Source organism: Gottschalkia acidurici 9a, assembly GCF_000299355.1.
In the GTDB taxonomy this organism is placed as follows: domain Bacteria; phylum Bacillota; class Clostridia; order Tissierellales; family Gottschalkiaceae; genus Gottschalkia; species Gottschalkia acidurici.
In genome coordinates this window covers 2,498,355-2,517,730 of sequence record NC_018664.1, presented here as the reverse complement: position 1 = coordinate 2,517,730, position 19,376 = coordinate 2,498,355, and the positions used below count along the sequence as shown (strand labels likewise).

Genomic DNA, 19,376 nt, shown 5'->3' with positions numbered 1-19,376 from the left:
GTATGTTTAAAAAGATACTTATTGCAAATAGGGGAGAAATAGCGTTAAGAATAATAAGAGCTTGTAAAGAGTTAGGGATAAAGACAGTTTCAGTGTATTCTGAAATAGATAAAGATTCATTACATGTACATATGGCTGATGAATCTATATGCATAGGTCCAGCGAATTCTTCAAAAAGTTATTTAGATATAAAAAACATTATAAGTGCTGCACTTGTAACAGGAGCAGAAGCAATACATCCAGGGTATGGTTTTTTATCCGAGAATACAAAATTAGTAGAAGTGTGTGAAATGCACGGTATTAAATTTATAGGTCCAAATGCGGATCATATAAATAAGATGGGAAACAAATCACAAGCAAGAAAAACAATGATTGATGCAGGGGTACCAGTAGTTCCTGGATCTGAAGAATCTACCACAGACTCTAAAGAAGCATTAAAGATAGCCAAAGAAATAGGATTTCCGGTAATGGTTAAGGCTTCAAGCGGTGGTGGCGGAAGAGGAATGAGAATAGTCTATGATGAAGATAAGTTTGAAGAATACTTCAATATGGCTAAATCAGAATCTTCTGTAGCGTTTAATGATGACTCTATGTATATAGAAAAATTTATAGAAGAGCCTAGACATATAGAATTTCAAATACTTGCAGATGAACATGGAAATGTAATTCATTTAGGGGAAAGAGACTGTTCACTACAAAGGAGAAACCAAAAAGTACTAGAGGAAGCACCTTGTGATATTATAAGTGATAAATTGAGAAAAGAAATGGGTGAGGCTGCTCTTAAAGCAGCGAGAGCTGTATCATATATAAATGCAGGAACCATAGAGTTCTTGTTAGATAAATATAATAACTTTTACTTCATAGAAATGAACACAAGAATACAAGTTGAACATCCTATTACAGAAGCTATAACAGGAGTAGATCTTATAAAAGAACAGATAAGAGTAGCATGTGGAAAAAAACTTAAGTTAAAGCAAGATGATATAAAGATAAATGGTCATGCTATAGAATGCAGAATTAATGCAGAAGATCCTTCTAAGAACTTTATGCCATCACCAGGAGAAATAGAGGATATATTTATACCAGGTGGTTATGGTGTTAGAATGGATAGTCATATATATAGTGGATATGTTATTCCACCAACTTATGACTCTATGATAGGGAAACTTATAGTATGGGGAAATGACAGAGAAGAAGCTATAGGTAGAATGAAAAGAGCATTAGATGAACTTATAATAACAGGTATTAATACCAATATAGATTTTCAAAGAGAGATACTTAGTAACAAGGGATTCATAAAGAATAAAGTAGATACTTCTTTTATTGAAAAAGAAGTACTAAAAAAGTAAATGAATTGAAAGGGTGAAGCAGTAGTGTTCAAAGACTGGTTCCAGAAAAAGAAATATGCAACTATACCGATTTACGATAATGGAAAAGTTTCAAACAGTGTTGTAAATAAGGATATGATTGAAAATAAAGATGAAAAAATAGAACTTAATAATACTATAAAAAAAGAAAAAACAGAGATAGAAGTAGATGACAATATATGGATAAAGTGCAAAAAGTGTGGAGAAGTTCTTTTAAGAAAAGATGTAGAAGAAAACAAAAACACTTGTACTAAATGTGACTTACATTTAAGAATAAATAGTAGAGAAAGAATAGCTATAACTATAGATGAAGGAACATTTATTGAGTATGATGAAAATTTAAGATCTAAGAATCCTTTAGGCTTTCCAGAATATGAAGAGAAAATAAAAAAAGCTGAAGAACAATCAGGTTTAAAGGAAGCAGTAGTTACTGGTGAAGGAAAAATTAATGGCAATCCATGTGTTATATGCGTAATGGATTCTAATTTTATGATGGCAAGTATGGGATCTGCCGTTGGTGAAAAAATTACTAGGGCTGTTGAGAGAGCTTTAGAGAAGAAGTTACCAGTTATTATATTCTGTGCGTCAGGTGGAGCAAGAATGCAGGAAGCAATAATATCGCTTATGCAAATGGCAAAAACTTCTGCTGCACTTGGAAAACTTTCAGATGAAGGGCTGTTATATATATCAGTACTTACTGATCCTACAACAGGAGGAGTAACTGCTAGCTTTGCTATGCTAGGGGATATTATACTAGCAGAGCCAGGTGCACAAATAGGATTTGCAGGTCGTAGAGTTATTGAACAAACTATAAAGCAAACACTTCCAGAAGAGTTCCAGAAAGCAGAATTTGTTCAGGAAAAAGGATTTATAGATAAAATAGTTCATAGAAAAGATTTAAAAGATACTTTAGGTAAAATATTATATATCCACAATGGGGGTGAAAAGCATGAGTAATTCCCTTGATTTTGAAAAACCTATAGTTGAACTTGAAGATAAGATAAGAGAGATAGAGACTTTTGCAAAAGAAAGTGATGTTGATTTATCTGGAGAGATAGAAATACTAAGAAATAAAGTTAAAGATATGAAAAAGAATGTATATGAGAACTTATCTCCATGGCAAAAAGTTAAAATTGCAAGATATCAAGATAGACCTACTACTTTACAGTATATTGAATATATACTAGATGACTTCATAGAATTTCATGGAGATAGACTTTTTGCTGACGATCTTTCTATAGTTGGAGGAGTAGGACTACTAGAAGGTATGCCTGTAACTGTTATAGGTCATCAAAAAGGAAATGACACTAAAGAAAATATAAAGAGAAACTTTGGAATGCCACATCCAGAAGGGTATAGAAAAGCATTAAGACTTATGAAGCAAGCGGAGAAGTTTAAAAGACCTATAATTACACTAATAAACACATCTGGTGCTTATTGTGGAATAGGAGCAGAAGAAAGAGGTCAAGGAGAAGCAATAGCTACTAATCTTTTAGAAATGAGTAAGCTTAAGGTTCCAGTTATAGCTATAATTATAGGTGAAGGTGGTAGTGGTGGAGCACTAGCATTAGGAGTAGGAGATAAAGTTGCTATGCTAGAGCATTCTATATACTCAGTTATATCACCAGAGGGACTTGCAAGCATTCTTTGGAAAGACTCAAATCTTGCTAAAGACGCATCGGAAGTTATGAAACTCACATCGGAAGATTTATTAAGACTGAAGATAATAGATGATATTATAAAAGAACCATCAGGTGGAGCACATAGAGATGTTGAGCTTATGTCAAAAAATATTAAAGATTATATTCTAGAATCTATATCTGAGTTAACAAACCAAGATATAGAGCAACTTTTAACGAAAAGATATGAGAAGATAAGAAGCATAGGAGAGTTTGAAGAAAGATGATTTCTGAATTACCAGAAATCATCTTTCTTTTTTTAATGACGAATTGAAAAGAAATGTGTATAATGGTATAATCATAATAAAAAATAAAATAAAATAAAGACTACAGAAGAGGAAGGTAAAAGTACATGAGTAGGTTTTTAAGAACTTTTTTATTTTCTTTAGTATGTTTCTCTCTATTTGCTATAGGTGGAATAACTGCATACTTTAAGATATTTGATTCAGAAGTAACCATACCACAAGATCAAGTGGACAAGCTAGATTTAAGCGATAAAGATCCTTTTGAAAGAGCCATATTAGAAAGCAAAAGAGTAAATGGAATACTACTAGGAGTAAATGAAGGTATGACAGATACAATAATGTTTTGTAGTCTTGATACTGAAAATAAAAAGATGGACATAATATCTATTCCTAGAGATACTTTTTATCATAGAAAAGGATATAACGGGGCAGCCGACAAGAAGATAAATGCAGCTTATAGTAGTCAAGGGATAGATGCAGTTTTAGGTGGAGTACAAAATTTACTAGGCGATAAAGTGCCTATACATCATTATGGAATAATAGACTATAAAGGAGTAGAAAAGATAGTTGACTTGGTAGGTGGTGTAGAAGTAGACGTACCTATAAATATGAGATATGATGATCCTTATGATAAACCACCACTAAGAATACGTATATCTAAAGGTAGACAAGTACTAGATGGTAAAAAAGCTATGGAATTTTTGAGGTTTAGACAGAATAATGATAAGACAGGATATCCAGACATGGATTTAGGTAGAGTGAAGGCTCAACAACAATTTATGACGGCATTTTTAAAAAAGGCAATAGGATTAAAATTACCTAATATTATAAAGACAGGATTTAAATATATAGAAACTGATGTAAATATATCTGATGGACTATCTTATGGAAGTAAAGTAATAGGAATAGGTAGTGAGGATATGAATGCTACGACTTTACCAGGAGAACCAAGATATATAGGATCAACATCATACTTTATTCATGATCCAGATGAAACTGAAAAACTTATCAAGCAACTTTATGGTGTAAGTGAAGTAGATGAAACACAGACTGAAGATGATGATATATAAAAAACAAAAAACGCCTCTTATTATAGAATAAAAACTATAATAAGAGGTTTTTTATGGCTGAAAAAAGATTTTCTTCTTACTTACCATGCTAATTCATACTAAATACAAATGTTAACTTTGGGATAAATACTCCAGCAATACATAAACTGTTTGTTATTTATAGTCCAGTGCTGATCAGTAGGATATTCTATCCAATCTCTATAGTCTAATTGTTCTTTATACACTATTCTTTATAACATGATATTTTTCATTTTAAAGTTTTAAAAGTTTATTTTACATCGGTTTTAACTATTCTATGTGGAACTTTGTATGATTAGCACTAAAAATGTATCTTTTAATTTACACTATTTTCTTGAAAAGTAATTGAAAAGACATATTTAGAGTGATATAATTACATAAATCAACAGGGTTTTCATAAAATGTGGAAAAGGAAGGTAAAGGTACATGAATAGGTTTTTAAGAACTTTTTTATTTTCTTTAGTATGTTTATCTCTATTTGCTATAGGCGGAATAACTGCATACTTTAAGATCTTTGATGCAGAACCAAGCATAACACAAGATCCAGATTTAAGCGATAAAGATCCTTTTGAAAGAGCCATATTAGAAAGCAAAAGAGTAAATGGAATACTACTAGGAGTAAATCAAGGTATGACAGATACAATAATGTTTTGTAGCCTTGATACAGAAAATAAAAAGATAGATGTAATATCTATTCCTAGGGATACTTACTATCATAGAGAAGGATATAATGGAGCAGCTGACAGAAAGATAAATGCTATATATAGCAGTCAAGGTGTAGAAGAACTTATAGATGGAGTACAAGATATAATAGGAGAAAAAGTTCCCATACATCATTATGGAATAATAGATTATAAAGGAGTAGAAAGGATAGTTGACTTAGTGGGTGGTGTAGAAGTAGATGTACCTATCAATATGGAATATGATGATCCTCGTGATAAACCACCGTTAAAGATTCGTATATCTAAAGGCAGACAAAAACTAAATGGAAAAAAAGCTATGGAATTTTTGAGGTTTAGGGAGAATAATGATGGTACGGGATATCTAGATGGTGACTTAGGAAGAGTAAAGGCTCAACAACAATTTATGACGGCATTTTTTAAAAAAGCAATAGGTTTAAAACTACCTAGCATTATAAAGACAGGATTTAAGTATATAGAAACAGATGTAAGTTTATCTGATGGACTATCTTATGGAAGTAAAGTAATAGGAATAGATAGTGAAGACATAAATGCTACAACTTTACCAGGTCTAGCTGAATACAGAACCTACGGTAGGACTGAACTATCATATGTTATTCATGACCCAGAGGAAACTGAAAAACTTATTAAGCAACTTTATGGTGTAGGTGAAGTAGACGAAACAAATGATATAAATAAAGAATAAAAAATAAATAGCCAAAGCTTGTAGATTTATCTATAAGTTTTGGCTATTTTTAAATTGAAAATATATTTAAACTTTATATATGAATTTAGTTGTTTAAGATTGAAAAGTTATCTATTTTTAAGAGCCATAAGTACTTTCTCAGGTGTCATAGGTAAGGTGTTTAGTCTAATACCTATAGCGTTATATATAGCTTCTCGTATTGCAGGTGCTGAGGTATTTATTCCAATTTCTCCAACTGATTTTGCTCCATATGGTCCTGAAGGTTCATAACTATTATCAAACTCAACAATTATATTACCAACATCCTCTCTTGTAGGAATTTTATATGTCATGAATGTATTGGTTTGCATTTTACCTTGCTTGCTCATTCTAACTTCCTCATGTAAAGCCATACCTATTCCGTGCATAATACCACTTTCAACTTGTACTTTAGCAAGAGCAGGATTTATAGGAGTTCCAATATCAATAACAGTTATAAAGTTGTTAACAAAGACCTTTCCTGTATCAGTGTTAACTTCTACTTCTGCAAATGCAGCTAAATATGGTGCTGGAGAAGTACGGCATAAATACGAATCACTTGCAATTAGTTCTTTTTGAGCATATGTAAGCGATTTTCCGAGTTCTTCCAGAGTCATACTGGCAGTGCTAGCACAAACAGTTATATTTTTGCCATCAAATCTAATAGAAGATTTTGAGACATTAAGAATTCTCGCAGCTTCTTCAAATATCATATCTTTCATTTTTTCCGCTGTTTGCTTTACTGCATTACCTGTTACATAAGTCGTACTTGATGCATAGGCTCCACTGTCAAATGGTGTAGTATCTGTATCTGAAGACACTATAGATATACTATCTACTTTAACCCCTAATGTTTCAGCACATATTTGAGATAACACAGTATCACTACCTTGACCTATATCGGCAGCTCCAACTAGTAATATGAAAGAACCATCTTCAACAAATTTTATAGAAGCTGATGCCATATCTTGAAAAGGTACTCCAGATCCCTGCTTAGATATAGCCATTCCAAATCCACGGAATTTGTTAGGTGCAATCTGTTCTCCTGGGAAGTTTTCGTCCCAACCTATTAATTCCTTACCTCTTTGAATACAATATTTAAGGCCACAACTTTCTCTAACTTCAATTGGACCTGTATTTTTAATGCCTTTACAATCAAACCTAATTACAGTCTCACCTTGATTAACCATATTCTTTTTACGAATTTCAGTAGGATCAATATCTAACATATCGGCAATCTCGTTTATTGTACTCTCAAGTGCAAAAGTTCCTTGAGTAGCCCCAAATCCTCTAAAAGCCCCTGTTGGAACCGTATTTGTATAAACTCCAGTACATCTACATTTTGCTGCATCTACTTTGTTGTAGAGATTAACTACTTTAATTGCTGTTGCAAACAATATAGAGTTAGAGTGTTGACCATATCCACCAGAGCCACCGATTGCATTGAGATCAATAGCAGTTATTCTACCATCATTATTAGCTCCTACTGTAACATCGATTCTCATAGGAACTCTTGGAAGTCCAGCTTCAAATGTTTCTTGTCTTGTTAAAACAAGCTTTGCAGGTTTTCCTGTTTTAAGAGTAACTAACGCTGGATAATACTCTGTAACTACAGATTGTTTTCCACCGTATCCTCCACCAACTCTTGGCTTTATTACTCTTATTTTACCTAAAGGAATGCCTAATGCCTTAGAAAGAGAGCGTCTAGCATGGAAAGGTACTTGAGTTGAACTTATTACAACAAGTCTGCCATAATGGTCTAAATAAGATGCACTTCTGTACGTTTCCATGAATCCTTGATGAGCTGCCTGAGTGTAGTATGTTCTTTCAACAACAAGATCACTTTCGCTTAGAGCCTTATCAAGATTACCATAATCAAAGGCATGTCTACAAACAATGTTATTTTCACGGTCATACTCAACAGAATCTACAAGACATATAGTATCATCCTCAGGGTGTACCATTATATGACTTCCTTCAGATTCTTCAATGTCAAGTAGAGGTTCAAGAATTTCATAATCAACTTTAATAAGTTTCATTGCTTTTTTTGCTGATTCTTCACTTGTTGCAGCTATTATGGCAACATCATCTCCAACATATCTAACATACTGATCTAAAATAAGAGTATCTTGTGGTGATGTTTCAGGATAGGCTTGTGCTGCTCTTGTAAATCTAGTCTTTGGCATATCCTCATAAGTTAATATACATTCTATACCAGGTACTTTCAGTGCTGTTTCTTTATTAACAGACTTTATTTTTGCAAATGCGTGAGGACTTCTTAGTATTTTTACAATAAGAGAATCTCTAGGAGCTAAGTCATCTGTATATACAGGTTTTCCAAGAATAAGTCCCATACCATCAACTTTTGGAATACTTCTAGTTACTTCTTTCATTATTGCGCCTCCTTTAGAAACTTTCTAATTGCTCTTAGTTGTCCTTCATATCCTGTGCATCTACAAAGATTATTATTTAAATAATGCTTTATTTCATCATCTGTTGGATTTGTAAGTTCATCCTTCATTGATAGAACAGTAAGAATAAATCCTGGACTACAGTATCCACACTGATCTACACCTTCTTCAACTATATACTTAGCTAATCTTTTTCCCTCATCACCAGTACCTTCTACGGTTGTTATACTATGACCATCACACTTAGCCGCAAAAGTTGAGCATGAAAGTATAGGTTTTTTGTCTACTAAAATAGTACATAAACCACATGAAGTAGTATCACAGCCACGTCTTACACTATAGTACCCTAAACCCCTTAATGTGTCTAAAATATATTCATGAGGCTTGATTTCGACAGTTTTATTTTCTCCGTTTACATTAATTTTTATTTGCATCATATTACCTCCAGTAGTGCAGATTTTACAAGTGCAGAAGCAAGATGAGTTCTGTATTCTTTTGAACCTAGGCCATTAGTTCCAAATGCAAGTTCCTCAGAAGCAATTTGGGATGCCTTAGATACTGTTTCTTCACTAATCTCATTAGAATTTATATATTCCATTGCTTTGTTAGCAAATACTGCAATCCCAGGTCTAGCGCCTACGACTATTTTAAAGCCAGTGTCTCCTTTAGAAACTGCAGCATTAAGAATTGCATAGTCTGCCATAGAGTTTCTCATCATTTGAAAAGAAGCTCTTAGATTTTCCTTTTTTATTATAATTTTTTCAAGAAGATCTTTTTTTCTACCAGAATCAATAAACTCATCAATAGTCATTTCACCAGCATTATAGAGCACAACCTTAGTATCTAAAACTCTAAGAGCCGTAATGAAATCTGAAAATCCATATTTAGAAAAAACAGTAGCTCCTACAGTTACCATATTTCTAAACTGAACACCTATAATGTTCTTAACTGAATGAGATAATAGATTATCAAAGTATTTACTTAAGATTTGATTTGTTTCAATTTCCCTAAAAGTGGTCATAGCACCAATCTCGATTGTAGTATCTGTTTCCCTTATGTATTCCATATCTGCATCGGATAAATCAATAGCTAAACTTACATGTCTTGAACCAAGATGGATATATGTTCCACCACCTATTAATAATGAATTTTTTTTAGATGTTAAAAGATCGTACGCCTCTTTAGCATTTTTAGGCTTTTTATATTCCCCAATAGTAATAAACGACACTAAGCATCACTCCCCTTTTTGAATTTGCTATTGTCTAGTTTCAAACAAACTATTCCCGAAGGAACGATAAAACATTAAATATTATATAAGTTACTTTAGTGTAGGAGAAAAATGGTTCAATGTATTAGCACTGATAAAATAAAAAACACTCACACAAAGCCCTTTTATACGTAAGTTTTACAAAAAACTACAAGGAAATGTGTAGAAATGTTTTGAAACTCAATTATACCAAATTAACTATCAATATACAATTTTTTTAAAGAATTAAACTTTACCCCGTATATAGATTTTATACCACTATATTCTTTAAAAAGTTATTATTTCTAAAGAATATAGTGGTAAAATGTATTTTTATAAATAAAAAACACCCTTTTTTAAAAGAATTGATTAACAATTCAAATTAGAAAAGAGTGTTCTTAAAATTATATCGTTATGAAGTTAATTTCTATCTAGTAGAATTTCTCCAATTTTATATACATCTCCGGCACCCATAGTAAGTACCAGATCACCTTCAGACACATTTTTACTAATAAACTCAACAATTTCATCAAATGTATCAAAATGATATGCATCTACATTTTTTTCTTTTAACATTTTAACTAAATCTTTAGAGTGTATTTCACCATTATCTTTTTCGCGAGCTGCATATATATTAGCTATAATAACCTTATCGGCATCGAAGAAAGCATCGCTAAATTCATTCAAAAGTGACTTAGTTCGAGTATATGTGTGTGGTTGGAAAATACACCAAGTTTTCTTAAATTCAAGATTACGAACAGCTTTTAGTGTAGCCATAATTTCAGTTGGATGATGTGCATAGTCGTCTATTACTCTTACGCCATCAAAGTATCCCTTGTATTCAAGTCTTCTATGAGTGCCTTTATAATCTTTTATTTTTTCAATAACTTCCTTAATATCTAGACCAGAAATATGAGCAGCTGCTATAGCACCTAGAGAATTATAAACATTATGAATACCTGTTACACTTAAAACAACATCATATGACTCATTGTTGTCTATAGTTAGTGAAAAATAAGAATGACCACTTTGATCAAAAGATACATTATTAGCTTTGTAAGTACTATCTTTGTCTATACCGAAAGTTACTACGTTACATACAGCATCACTTACAGACTTTATTGCATTTTCATCATCATTATTGATAATTACATGACCATCTCTAGGAATTAATTTAACAAATCCACTAAAAGTGTCTATTATTTCATCAATACTGTTATAATAATCTAAATGATCAGCCTCAACGTTTAGAATAACTCCAATAGTAGAGTGGAACTTTAATATATTTCCTTTATATTCACAGGCTTCAGTTAAGATTAAATTATCCTTACCTATTCTAACGTTTCCATTTATACAGTCAAGTTCTCCACCTAATAATATAGTAGGATCAAGGTGAGAAGAATGTAATATAGTAGATAACATGCCAGTTGTGGTAGTTTTACCATGAGTACCAGATACAGCTATAGAATCTTTATATTTTTTCATAAGCTGTCCTAAGAAGTTACCTCTATCTACAGTAAGAATTTTTTTATTTAAGGCTTCTAAATATTCTGGGTTATCTTTACTTATAGCATCAGTAAATACAACCAAGTCTAAGCCGTCTTTTATATTATTAGATTCATGACCTATGTATATAGTAGCACCTTTGTCTCTTAGTTTGTTAATGATAGGGGAGTCTTTTGAGTCAGAACCAGAAACTTCAAATCCTTCTTTAATCAGAATTTCAGCTAAGGCACTCATGCTTATTCCACCTATACCTATGAAGTGAACACGAGAAAAGCTGTCTTTATTTATATCAAACGAAATCATATTTAATTACCTCCAAGAAATTAGCAAAGTTTTTTATCTATATCAATAATGTATTATAAAGTTCTAATCAATACAGTGAAGATTATATCATAACCATGGTAATAAAATAAACAAAATATATATAGTGCTATTGAATATTTTATAAATAGTGAATAAAATTATAATATAATTAACTAAAAAGCACATTAAGGAGGAACTTAATGGATAAATTCAAGAAAAACGAGAGGATAGGTGCAATACTATATATACTTACTAATAATCCTAATAGTATATTCACATATAATTATTTTGTAGAAAAATTCAATTCATCTAAGACTACTATAAGTGGTGACATTGTTACGGTAAAGGAATTAGTAGATAAACTTAGTATAGGGTATGTGGAAACTATTGCTGGCGCTGGTGGAGGAGTAAGATTTGTATATAACGTACCAAGTGAATCTTCTGAAGAGTTTTTAAAAAAACTATGCCATAGAATATCAGACGAAAGTAGAGTTATACCTGGTGGATTCATATTCGTTATGGATATATTATATTCACCAGACATATCTAGTAAAATCGGGACAATATTTGCATCAAAATTTGCAGATAAAAATATAGAATATGTAGTTACTATTGAAACCAAAGGTATTCCAATAGCACTAATGACTGCTAAGACTTTAAACGTACCACTAGTTATAATAAGAAAAGATGCGAGAATTACAGAAGGACCTACTGTAAGTATAAACTATATATCTGGGTCTACAGGGAAGATACAAACAATGTCCCTTTCAAGAAAATCTATGAAAGAAGGGGCTAGAGTATTAATAATAGATGACTTTATGAAAGCCGGTGGAACTGCCAAAGGTATTATAGATATGATGAAGGAGTTTAAAGCTGAAGTAGAGGGCATAGGTGTCTTTATGTCTACAGAGGAACCTAAAAAGAAACTTGTAGATGAATTTGAGTCGCTTTTGATCTTAAAAGAAATTAATGAGCAAAAAGGTGAAATAGTTTTAAAAACAAAGAAGGAATTAACAGAAGAATAGAGAATTATAGTATTAAGTTTCATATAAAGGAAAAGAGACCTCTGGGGGAAAGGGTGGTTAAGTTCATGAAAATAACAGATGTTAGAGTTAGAAAGATAACTGAAGATGGAAAGATGAAGGCAATAATTTCAATTACATTTGACGATGCATTTGTAGTCCATGACATAAAGGTTATAGAGGGACAAGAGGGACTATTTGTAGCTATGCCAAGTAGAAAAATGACAGATGGAGAGTTTAGAGATATAGCTCATCCAATAAAGCAAGAAATGAGAAGTATTATAGAAGAAGCTGTACTTAAAGAATATGAAAAAGTTTTAAGTGAGCAAAATTAAGGGTCGAATAGACCCTTTTTTACTTGGATTTTTTAGATGGTATTATCTAACTGTAGAAAATAGCATATAATATAAAGTATAAACTTGTTTTTTTACTGTATTAGATTAATATTTATATTGATGATTTATATTTTAGAGATTTTTTTGATTTAAAGAGGGAGTGAACGATAAATGATTCTTTCCATAATATTGGCGGCCGGAGAAGGTACTAGGATGAAGTCAAAACTTCCTAAAGTTGCCCATAAAGTTTGTGGTAAGCCATTATTAAGTCATGTTATAGACTGCGCTAAAGATGCAAATATAGATAAAAACGTAGTAGTCATAGGATATAAAGGAGACATAGTTAAAGAGAGTATAGACAATGAAGATGTTTTATTTGTAGAACAACAAGTAGGAGAGGGACTACCGTACGGAACAGGATATGCTGTTATGCAAGCAAAAGAACATATAGAAGATGATAGCTTTGTTGTAGTGCTATGCGGAGATACACCACTTATAACTAGTGAAACTATAAAAGCATTTACTAAATTTCATATAGATGGAGGATTTGGAGCTACTGTCTTAACATCAGAAATTAGTAATCCAACAGGATACGGAAGAATAATAAGAGATAATAACGGAAATGTAAGCGGAATAGTTGAAGAAAAAGATGCTACGGAAGAACAAAGAAAAATAACTGAAGTAAACTCAGGAATATACTGCTTTAAAGGTAAAGAATTAAAAACGGCATTAGAAAAAATAGATAATAATAATGCACAAAAAGAGTACTATCTTACAGATGCAATACACATACTAGGAAATGAAGATTTCAAAATAGGTGGATATAAAATAGAAGATAGTGGTGAAATACAAGGGATTAATTCAAAAGTTCAGCTAGCAGAAGCTGAAAAAATAATGAGAAAGAGAACAAATGAAAGATTAATGCTTGAAGGGGCTATAATTATAGATCCAGAGAGTACTTATATAGATAAAAATGTTAAAATAGGAATAGACACTGTAATACATCCAGGAGTAGTTATAGAGGGAAATACTGAAATAGGTGAGGATTGCATAATAGGGCAAAATACTAGAATAAAAAATAGCAAAATAGGAAATAAAGTAGAGATACAGATATCAAATATAGTAGATAGTAAAGTAGAAGATGATTGTCATATTGGACCTTTTGCGAATCTAAGACCTAATAGTAACTTAGGTAGAAATGTAAAAATAGGTGACTTCGTAGAAGTGAAGAATTCAACAATAAGTGATAACTCTAAGGCCTCACATTTATCTTATATAGGAGATTCAGAAGTTGGTAAAAATGTAAACATAGGATGTGGAGTAGTATTTGTAAACTATAATGGAAAAGATAAAAATAAAACTATAGTTAAGGATAATACTTTTATAGGATGTAATTCAAACTTAATATCACCAGTAATTATAAATGAGAATTCGTATGTTGCAGCAGGCTCGACTATAACTAATAATGTAGAAGAATACAGTCTAGCAATAGCAAGATCTAGACAGGAAAATAAAGAAAATTGGGTAACTAAAAAAGGTTTAATAAAAAAATAAATAATAAGCAGCAGGAGGAAAATATAATGAACATTAGTGGAAACAACATAAAGATATTTGCGGGGAACTCTAATAAGGATTTAGCAGAAAATATATGTACTGAGCTAGGTATAGAAATGGGAAGTAGTGAAGTAGGAAAGTTTAGTGATGGAGAAATATCAGTAAATATCGGAGAAACAGTTAGAGGAGTAGATGTTTTTATAATTCAACCAACTTGTCCACCATCAAATGATAACTTAATGGAATTACTTATAATGATAGATGCACTTAAAAGAGCATCAGCTGGCAGAATAAATGCAGTTGTTCCTTATTATGGATATGCAAGACAAGATAGAAAAGCCAAAGCCAGAGATCCTATCACTTCTAAACTAGTAGCAGATATAATAACTGCAGCAGGAGCGGATAGAGTTGTAAGTATGGATCTACATGCTGCACAGCTTCAAGGATATTTTGATATTCCAGTAGATCATTTATTAGGAGGACCAATTTTAGCTGAATACTTTAAAAAGATGGTAGATAAAGATACAGTAATAGTTTCACCAGACGTAGGGGGAGTACAAAGAGCTAGAAACTTTGCTAGTATATTAGACTTACCTATTGCAATAATAGAAAAAAGAAGACCAAAAGCTAATGTTTCAGAAGTAATGAATGTTATTGGTGATATAGAAGGGAAAAATGCAATAATAGTTGATGATATAATAGATACAGCAGGATCAATGACTAAAGCAGCACAAGTATTACAAGATTTTGGAGCTAAGAAAGTTTATGCTTGTTGTACGCATGCAGTATTATCTGGGCCAGCTATAGAAAGAATTAAAGATTCAGTTATAGAAAAGTTAGTAGTAACAGACACTATTCCACTATCAGAAGAAAAGCAAATAGACCAAATTGATGTTGTTTCTGTTGCACCAATGTTTGCAAAAGCTATAAAAAGAATTTATCAGAACGAATCCGTAAGTACACTATTTAACTAGTCTTACTATTGAGGAGTTGATTTTTTGTATGTAGTTGTAGGTCTAGGTAACCCTGGAAGTAAATATGATGGAACTAGACATAACGTAGGATTTGATGTTATAGATATTTTAGCAAATAGACACAATGTTAAGATAAATAAAATAAAGTTTAAATCAGTATATGGAGAAGTTAATCTAGGCAATGAAAAAGTGATGTTTGTAAAGCCACAAACATTTATGAATAGAAGTGGGGAATCTGTTTTAGAAATATCTAACTTTTTCAAAGTTCCAGTAGAAAATATAATAGTGATTGTAGATGATATAGATATAGGCCTTGGAGCTTTAAGAATAAGATCAAAAGGTAGTGCTGGAAGTCATAATGGAATGAAGTCGATAATATACTTACTTCAAAAAGATAACTTCCCAAGGGTTAAAATTGGAGTAGGAAAACCGGAAGTGGGTAGAGATTTAGCAGACTTTGTACTAGGGAGATTTAATAAAGAAGAACAAATTATAATGGATGAGGCCTTAAATAAAGCGGCTGATTCTATAGAGTGTCTTATAAAAGAAGGAATAGATAGTTCAATGAATAAATATAATGGCTAATAAAGGAGAACCTTAGGCTCAGGAGATAGACCCTGAGCTTATGGTTGTTCTTTTATTTAAGGAGCTGATTTTTTTGACTCAAAATATGTTTATAGATAGTTTAAAAAACTTAAACTCATATAGTCAAATAATAGATGGAATAGAAAAGAATAACTCACCAATAGCTTTACATGGTTTATCTGGAGAAAATATATCTCATATATCTCATGGTATAAATCAGCATTTAGATAGACAAGTACTTATAATTACTTATGATGAATTGAAGGCAAAAACCATATCAGAGGATTTAAATTTCTTTGATAAAGAGAATAGTGAGATATTTCCTTCAAGAGATATAGTTTTTTATGATGTGGATGCTTTTAGTCATGATATATCTAATCAAAGATTAAAGGTTTTAGATAGATTATGTAAGGGTGAAAATATAATAGTAGTATCTTCTATAAATGCTATTATAAATAAAATAATGAGCCCAGATGGATTAAGAAAATACATTGGCAAATTAAAGTTTGGACAAATTGTAGAACTAGAGACATTGGGTAGCCAATTTATAGCACAGGGATATGAAAGAGTAGATATGATAGAGGGGAAAGGACAATTTGCTATAAGAGGTGGAATAATAGATTTCTTTCCTATAAACTCGGAAATACCATTTAGAGTAGAATTATTTGACGAAGAAGTAGACTCTATAAGAACTTTTGATATAAAGACTCAAAGATCTATAGATAATATAAAAGAAGTAGATATTCCACCAGTTAAAGAGGTTTTAATAGAAGATGATCAGATAGAACAAATAATAGAAAATATAAAAGAAGACTTAAATATATCTTTAAAGAAACTAGAAAAAAACAAATCATTAAAAGAAATTAAGGAAAAATTAAGTGAAAAATTCAACAACTATATAGATAGAATAGACAATAAACTAAATATCAGTAACTTAGATATAGTTCTACCATACATATCTGAAAATATTTCTAACCTAATAAATTATTTTAAAGATGATGCAATTATAATAGTAGATGAACCTCAAAGAATCGAAGAAAGTATGAAAGACTTTAAAAGTGAGTTTATGGTTAAATATACGGACTTATTTGAAAGAGGAGAAGTTCTTAGTAAACAGCAAAATATTTACTACTCGCTAGAGGAAATAGTAGAAGATATAAATAAAAAGAATTGCATAACTTCAACCAATCTATTGAAAAATACTTCTTTATTTAAACCTAAAGCAATAATAAACTTTGGGGTAAAGGGTATGCAGTCATTTCACAATAAGTTAGATATTCTAGTAGAAGACTTAAACCACTATAAATATAGAGGATATAAAGTAATAATATTGTGTGGAGTAGAAGAAAGAGGAAAACGACTACTACATGATTTGAAAGATAGTGGAATAGAATGTTCATTTGTGGAAGATGGAGATAGAGAAATAAAATCAGGTCAAGTATTTATTACTCCTGGTAGCGTAAGTAGAGGATTTGAATATTCAGCGTTAAAGCTTGCTATCATAAGTGATAAAGAAATCTTTGGAACTAACAAAAAGAAAAAAACATTTAAATCAAGAAAAGATGCAGCACCAATATCATCGTTTACAGATCTAAAAATAGGTGATCATGTAGTTCATGAGTCACATGGAATTGGGAAGTATTTAGGGATTGAACAGTTAAAAGTCCAAGGTGTAAAAAAGGACTATATGACAGTAAAATATTCTGGTGAAGATAGACTATATGTTCCTATAGATCAAATGAACTTAATTCAGAAGTATATAGGATCAGATTCAGGCGATCCTAAAGTGAACAAACTTGGAAGTGGAGACTGGGTTAAGACTAAAACTAAAGTTAAAAAACAAATAGAAGATATGGCGAAAGATTTAATAAAGCTATATGCTACTAGACATACAATCAAGGGCTATAAGTTTAGTGAAGATACCCCATGGCAAAAGCAGTTTGAAGATGCGTTTCCTTATCAGGAGACAGATGATCAATTGAGAAGTATATCAGAAATAAAAACTGATATGGAAACAGAAAAACCTATGGATAGACTTCTTTGTGGAGATGTGGGTTATGGAAAAACAGAAGTTGCACTCAGAGCAGCATTTAAAGCAGTTATGGATGGAAAACAAGTAGCTATACTAGTTCCTACGACAATACTAGCCCAGCAACACTATAATACACTAGTAGAAAGATTTGCAGACTTTCCTGTTAAAGTAGAAATGTTAAGTAGGTTTAGAACTGCTGGACAACAAAAAAAGATTATAAATGATTTAAAGAGTGGAAATTTAGATATCTTAGTGGGGACTCATAGGATACTATCAAAAGATGTTAAACTAAACAACTTAGGGCTATTAATAATAGACGAAGAGCAAAGATTTGGTGTAAAGCATAAAGAAGCTATAAAAATACTTAAAGAATCAGTAGATGTGTTAACGTTAACAGCAACACCTATACCTAGAACTCTTCATATGTCACTTATAGGGATTAGAGACATGAGTGTACTAGAGGAGCCTCCAGAAGAAAGATACCCTATACAAACGTATGTGGTTGAATATAATGAGCAGATGCTTAGAGATGCTATAGTAAAAGAATTAAGTAGGAATGGTCAGATATATATACTTTACAATAGGGTACAGACTATAAGTGAATTTAGTGCTAAGATACAACGCTTAGTACCTGAGGCTAGAATTACAGTAGCCCATGGTCAGATGAGTGAAAGAGAACTTGAGAAAGTTATGTTAGAGTTCTTAAAAGGAGAGTATGATGTATTAGTATGTACTACAATTATAGAGACAGGTTTAGATATACCTAATGTAAATACTATAATAATACATGATGCTGATAAAATGGGACTATCCCAATTATATCAGCTAAGAGGAAGAGTTGGACGATCTAATAGAATTGCTTTTTCTTACTTTACGTATGAAAAAGACAAGGTTCTAACGGAAGTTGCAGAAAAAAGATTAAGAGCTATAAAAGAGTTTACTGAATTTGGTTCAGGATTTAAAATAGCTATGAGAGACTTAGAGATTAGGGGAGCTGGAAACTTATTAGGTGGAGAGCAACATGGTCAGATGGCTGCTATAGGATATGATTTATACGTTAAGTATTTAGATGAGGCTATAAAGAGGTTAAGAGGAGAACAACGAGAAGAAAAAGTAGAAACAAGTATAGAGCTAAATGTTGATGGATATATTCCGGATAGATATATTAGAAATGAAGATCAAAAAATTGAAGTATATAAGAGAATTTCAGCAATCGAAAATAAAAGTGATTATTCTGATATACTAGAAGAAATAATAGATAGATTTGGAGATGTTCCAAAACAAGTTGTAAATCTAATAAATATATCCTATATAAAATCGTTATGCTCAAGAGCTAAGATATCTTCAATAAAACAAATAGATAAATTAGTTAAAATAGAGTTTATAGAAGATAAATATATTACACTAGATCTTATGAATGAACTTTTAAGTAGATTTGGTTCAAATATTCAATTTGATATATCTAGGAATCCTAGTATAAAATATAAGCTTAAGGGTAACAGTCAAGAGGATATATTGAGTGAACTAGAGGATGTAGCAGGAAAAATTAGTAGTTTTATAAATGCAAGTAAATAAAAACAGATTATACTGAATAAGCAACTAACTAACATAAAGGGAGAGGATAT

At 31.5% G+C, this 19,376-nt stretch carries 15 protein-coding genes; 11 read left to right on the top strand and 4 right to left on the bottom strand.

From position 1 onward, the window contains the following. The first annotated feature begins 2 nt into the window (after positions 1–2). The 5 genes from CURI_RS11985 to CURI_RS11965 all read left to right on the top strand — a co-directional run bounded on the left by CURI_RS11985 (position 3) and on the right by CURI_RS11965 (position 5,765). Positions 3–1,349, top strand: coding sequence for an acetyl-CoA carboxylase biotin carboxylase subunit (locus tag CURI_RS11985; protein ID WP_014968526.1), 1,347 nt, complete (start codon positions 3–5; stop codon positions 1,347–1,349). 24 nt (positions 1,350–1,373) lie between these two features. Further along, positions 1,374–2,324, top strand: coding sequence for an acetyl-CoA carboxylase, carboxyltransferase subunit beta (accD, locus tag CURI_RS11980; protein WP_014968525.1), 951 nt, complete (start codon positions 1,374–1,376; stop codon positions 2,322–2,324). Beyond that, a complete protein-coding gene (locus CURI_RS11975) occupies positions 2,317–3,273 on the top strand; it encodes an acetyl-CoA carboxylase carboxyltransferase subunit alpha (protein WP_014968524.1) in 957 nt (318 codons plus the stop codon). Before accD ends, CURI_RS11975 begins: the two co-directional genes overlap by 8 nt. A 125-nt stretch (positions 3,274–3,398) precedes the next feature. Continuing rightward, a complete protein-coding gene (locus tag CURI_RS11970) occupies positions 3,399–4,361 on the top strand; it encodes an LCP family protein (protein ID WP_014968523.1) in 963 nt (320 codons plus the stop codon). Positions 4,362–4,805: 444 nt separating this feature from the next. Further along, on the top strand, positions 4,806–5,765 hold the full coding sequence (locus tag CURI_RS11965; protein WP_014968522.1) for an LCP family protein: 960 nt from the start codon (positions 4,806–4,808) through the stop codon (positions 5,763–5,765). A gap of 107 nt (positions 5,766–5,872) precedes the next feature. On the opposite strand, the gene CURI_RS11960 is transcribed toward CURI_RS11965, so the two are convergent. The 4 genes from CURI_RS11960 to murC form a co-directional block, all read right to left on the bottom strand. After that, positions 5,873–8,176: a xanthine dehydrogenase family protein molybdopterin-binding subunit gene (locus CURI_RS11960; protein WP_014968521.1), complete on the bottom strand. Its 2,304-nt coding sequence runs from the start codon at positions 8,174–8,176 to the stop codon at positions 5,873–5,875. After that, positions 8,176–8,628, bottom strand: a complete 453-nt coding sequence (locus tag CURI_RS11955) for a (2Fe-2S)-binding protein (protein WP_014968520.1) — start codon at positions 8,626–8,628, stop codon at positions 8,176–8,178. Before CURI_RS11955 ends, CURI_RS11960 begins: the two co-directional genes overlap by 1 nt. Continuing rightward, positions 8,628–9,422, bottom strand: coding sequence for an FAD binding domain-containing protein (locus CURI_RS11950; RefSeq protein WP_014968519.1), 795 nt, complete (start codon positions 9,420–9,422; stop codon positions 8,628–8,630). Before CURI_RS11950 ends, CURI_RS11955 begins: the two co-directional genes overlap by 1 nt. 438 nt (positions 9,423–9,860) lie before the next feature. Further along, on the bottom strand, positions 9,861–11,249 hold the full coding sequence (murC, locus tag CURI_RS11945) for a UDP-N-acetylmuramate--L-alanine ligase (RefSeq protein WP_014968518.1): 1,389 nt from the start codon (positions 11,247–11,249) through the stop codon (positions 9,861–9,863). 200 nt (positions 11,250–11,449) lie between these two features. Here murC and purR point away from each other — a divergent pair, with 200 nt between their 5' ends. The 6 genes from purR to mfd all read left to right on the top strand — a co-directional run bounded on the left by purR (position 11,450) and on the right by mfd (position 19,326). Further along, a complete protein-coding gene (purR, locus tag CURI_RS11940) occupies positions 11,450–12,274 on the top strand; it encodes a pur operon repressor (RefSeq protein ID WP_014968517.1) in 825 nt (274 codons plus the stop codon). A 65-nt stretch (positions 12,275–12,339) separates the two neighbouring features. Beyond that, complete coding sequence (spoVG, locus tag CURI_RS11935) at positions 12,340–12,606, top strand: septation regulator SpoVG (RefSeq protein WP_014968516.1); 267 nt, start codon at positions 12,340–12,342, stop codon at positions 12,604–12,606. Between the two features lie 171 nt (positions 12,607–12,777). After that, a complete protein-coding gene (gene glmU / locus CURI_RS11930) occupies positions 12,778–14,160 on the top strand; it encodes a bifunctional UDP-N-acetylglucosamine diphosphorylase/glucosamine-1-phosphate N-acetyltransferase GlmU (protein WP_014968515.1) in 1,383 nt (460 codons plus the stop codon). A gap of 26 nt (positions 14,161–14,186) precedes the next feature. Then, positions 14,187–15,134: a ribose-phosphate diphosphokinase gene (locus CURI_RS11925; protein ID WP_014968514.1), complete on the top strand. Its 948-nt coding sequence runs from the start codon at positions 14,187–14,189 to the stop codon at positions 15,132–15,134. A 24-nt stretch (positions 15,135–15,158) separates the two neighbouring features. Next, complete coding sequence (gene pth, locus CURI_RS11920) at positions 15,159–15,719, top strand: aminoacyl-tRNA hydrolase (protein ID WP_014968513.1); 561 nt, start codon at positions 15,159–15,161, stop codon at positions 15,717–15,719. Positions 15,720–15,792: 73 nt separating this feature from the next. Further along, positions 15,793–19,326, top strand: a complete 3,534-nt coding sequence (mfd, locus tag CURI_RS11915; RefSeq protein WP_014968512.1) for a transcription-repair coupling factor — start codon at positions 15,793–15,795, stop codon at positions 19,324–19,326. The last annotated feature ends 50 nt before the right edge of the window (positions 19,327–19,376 follow it).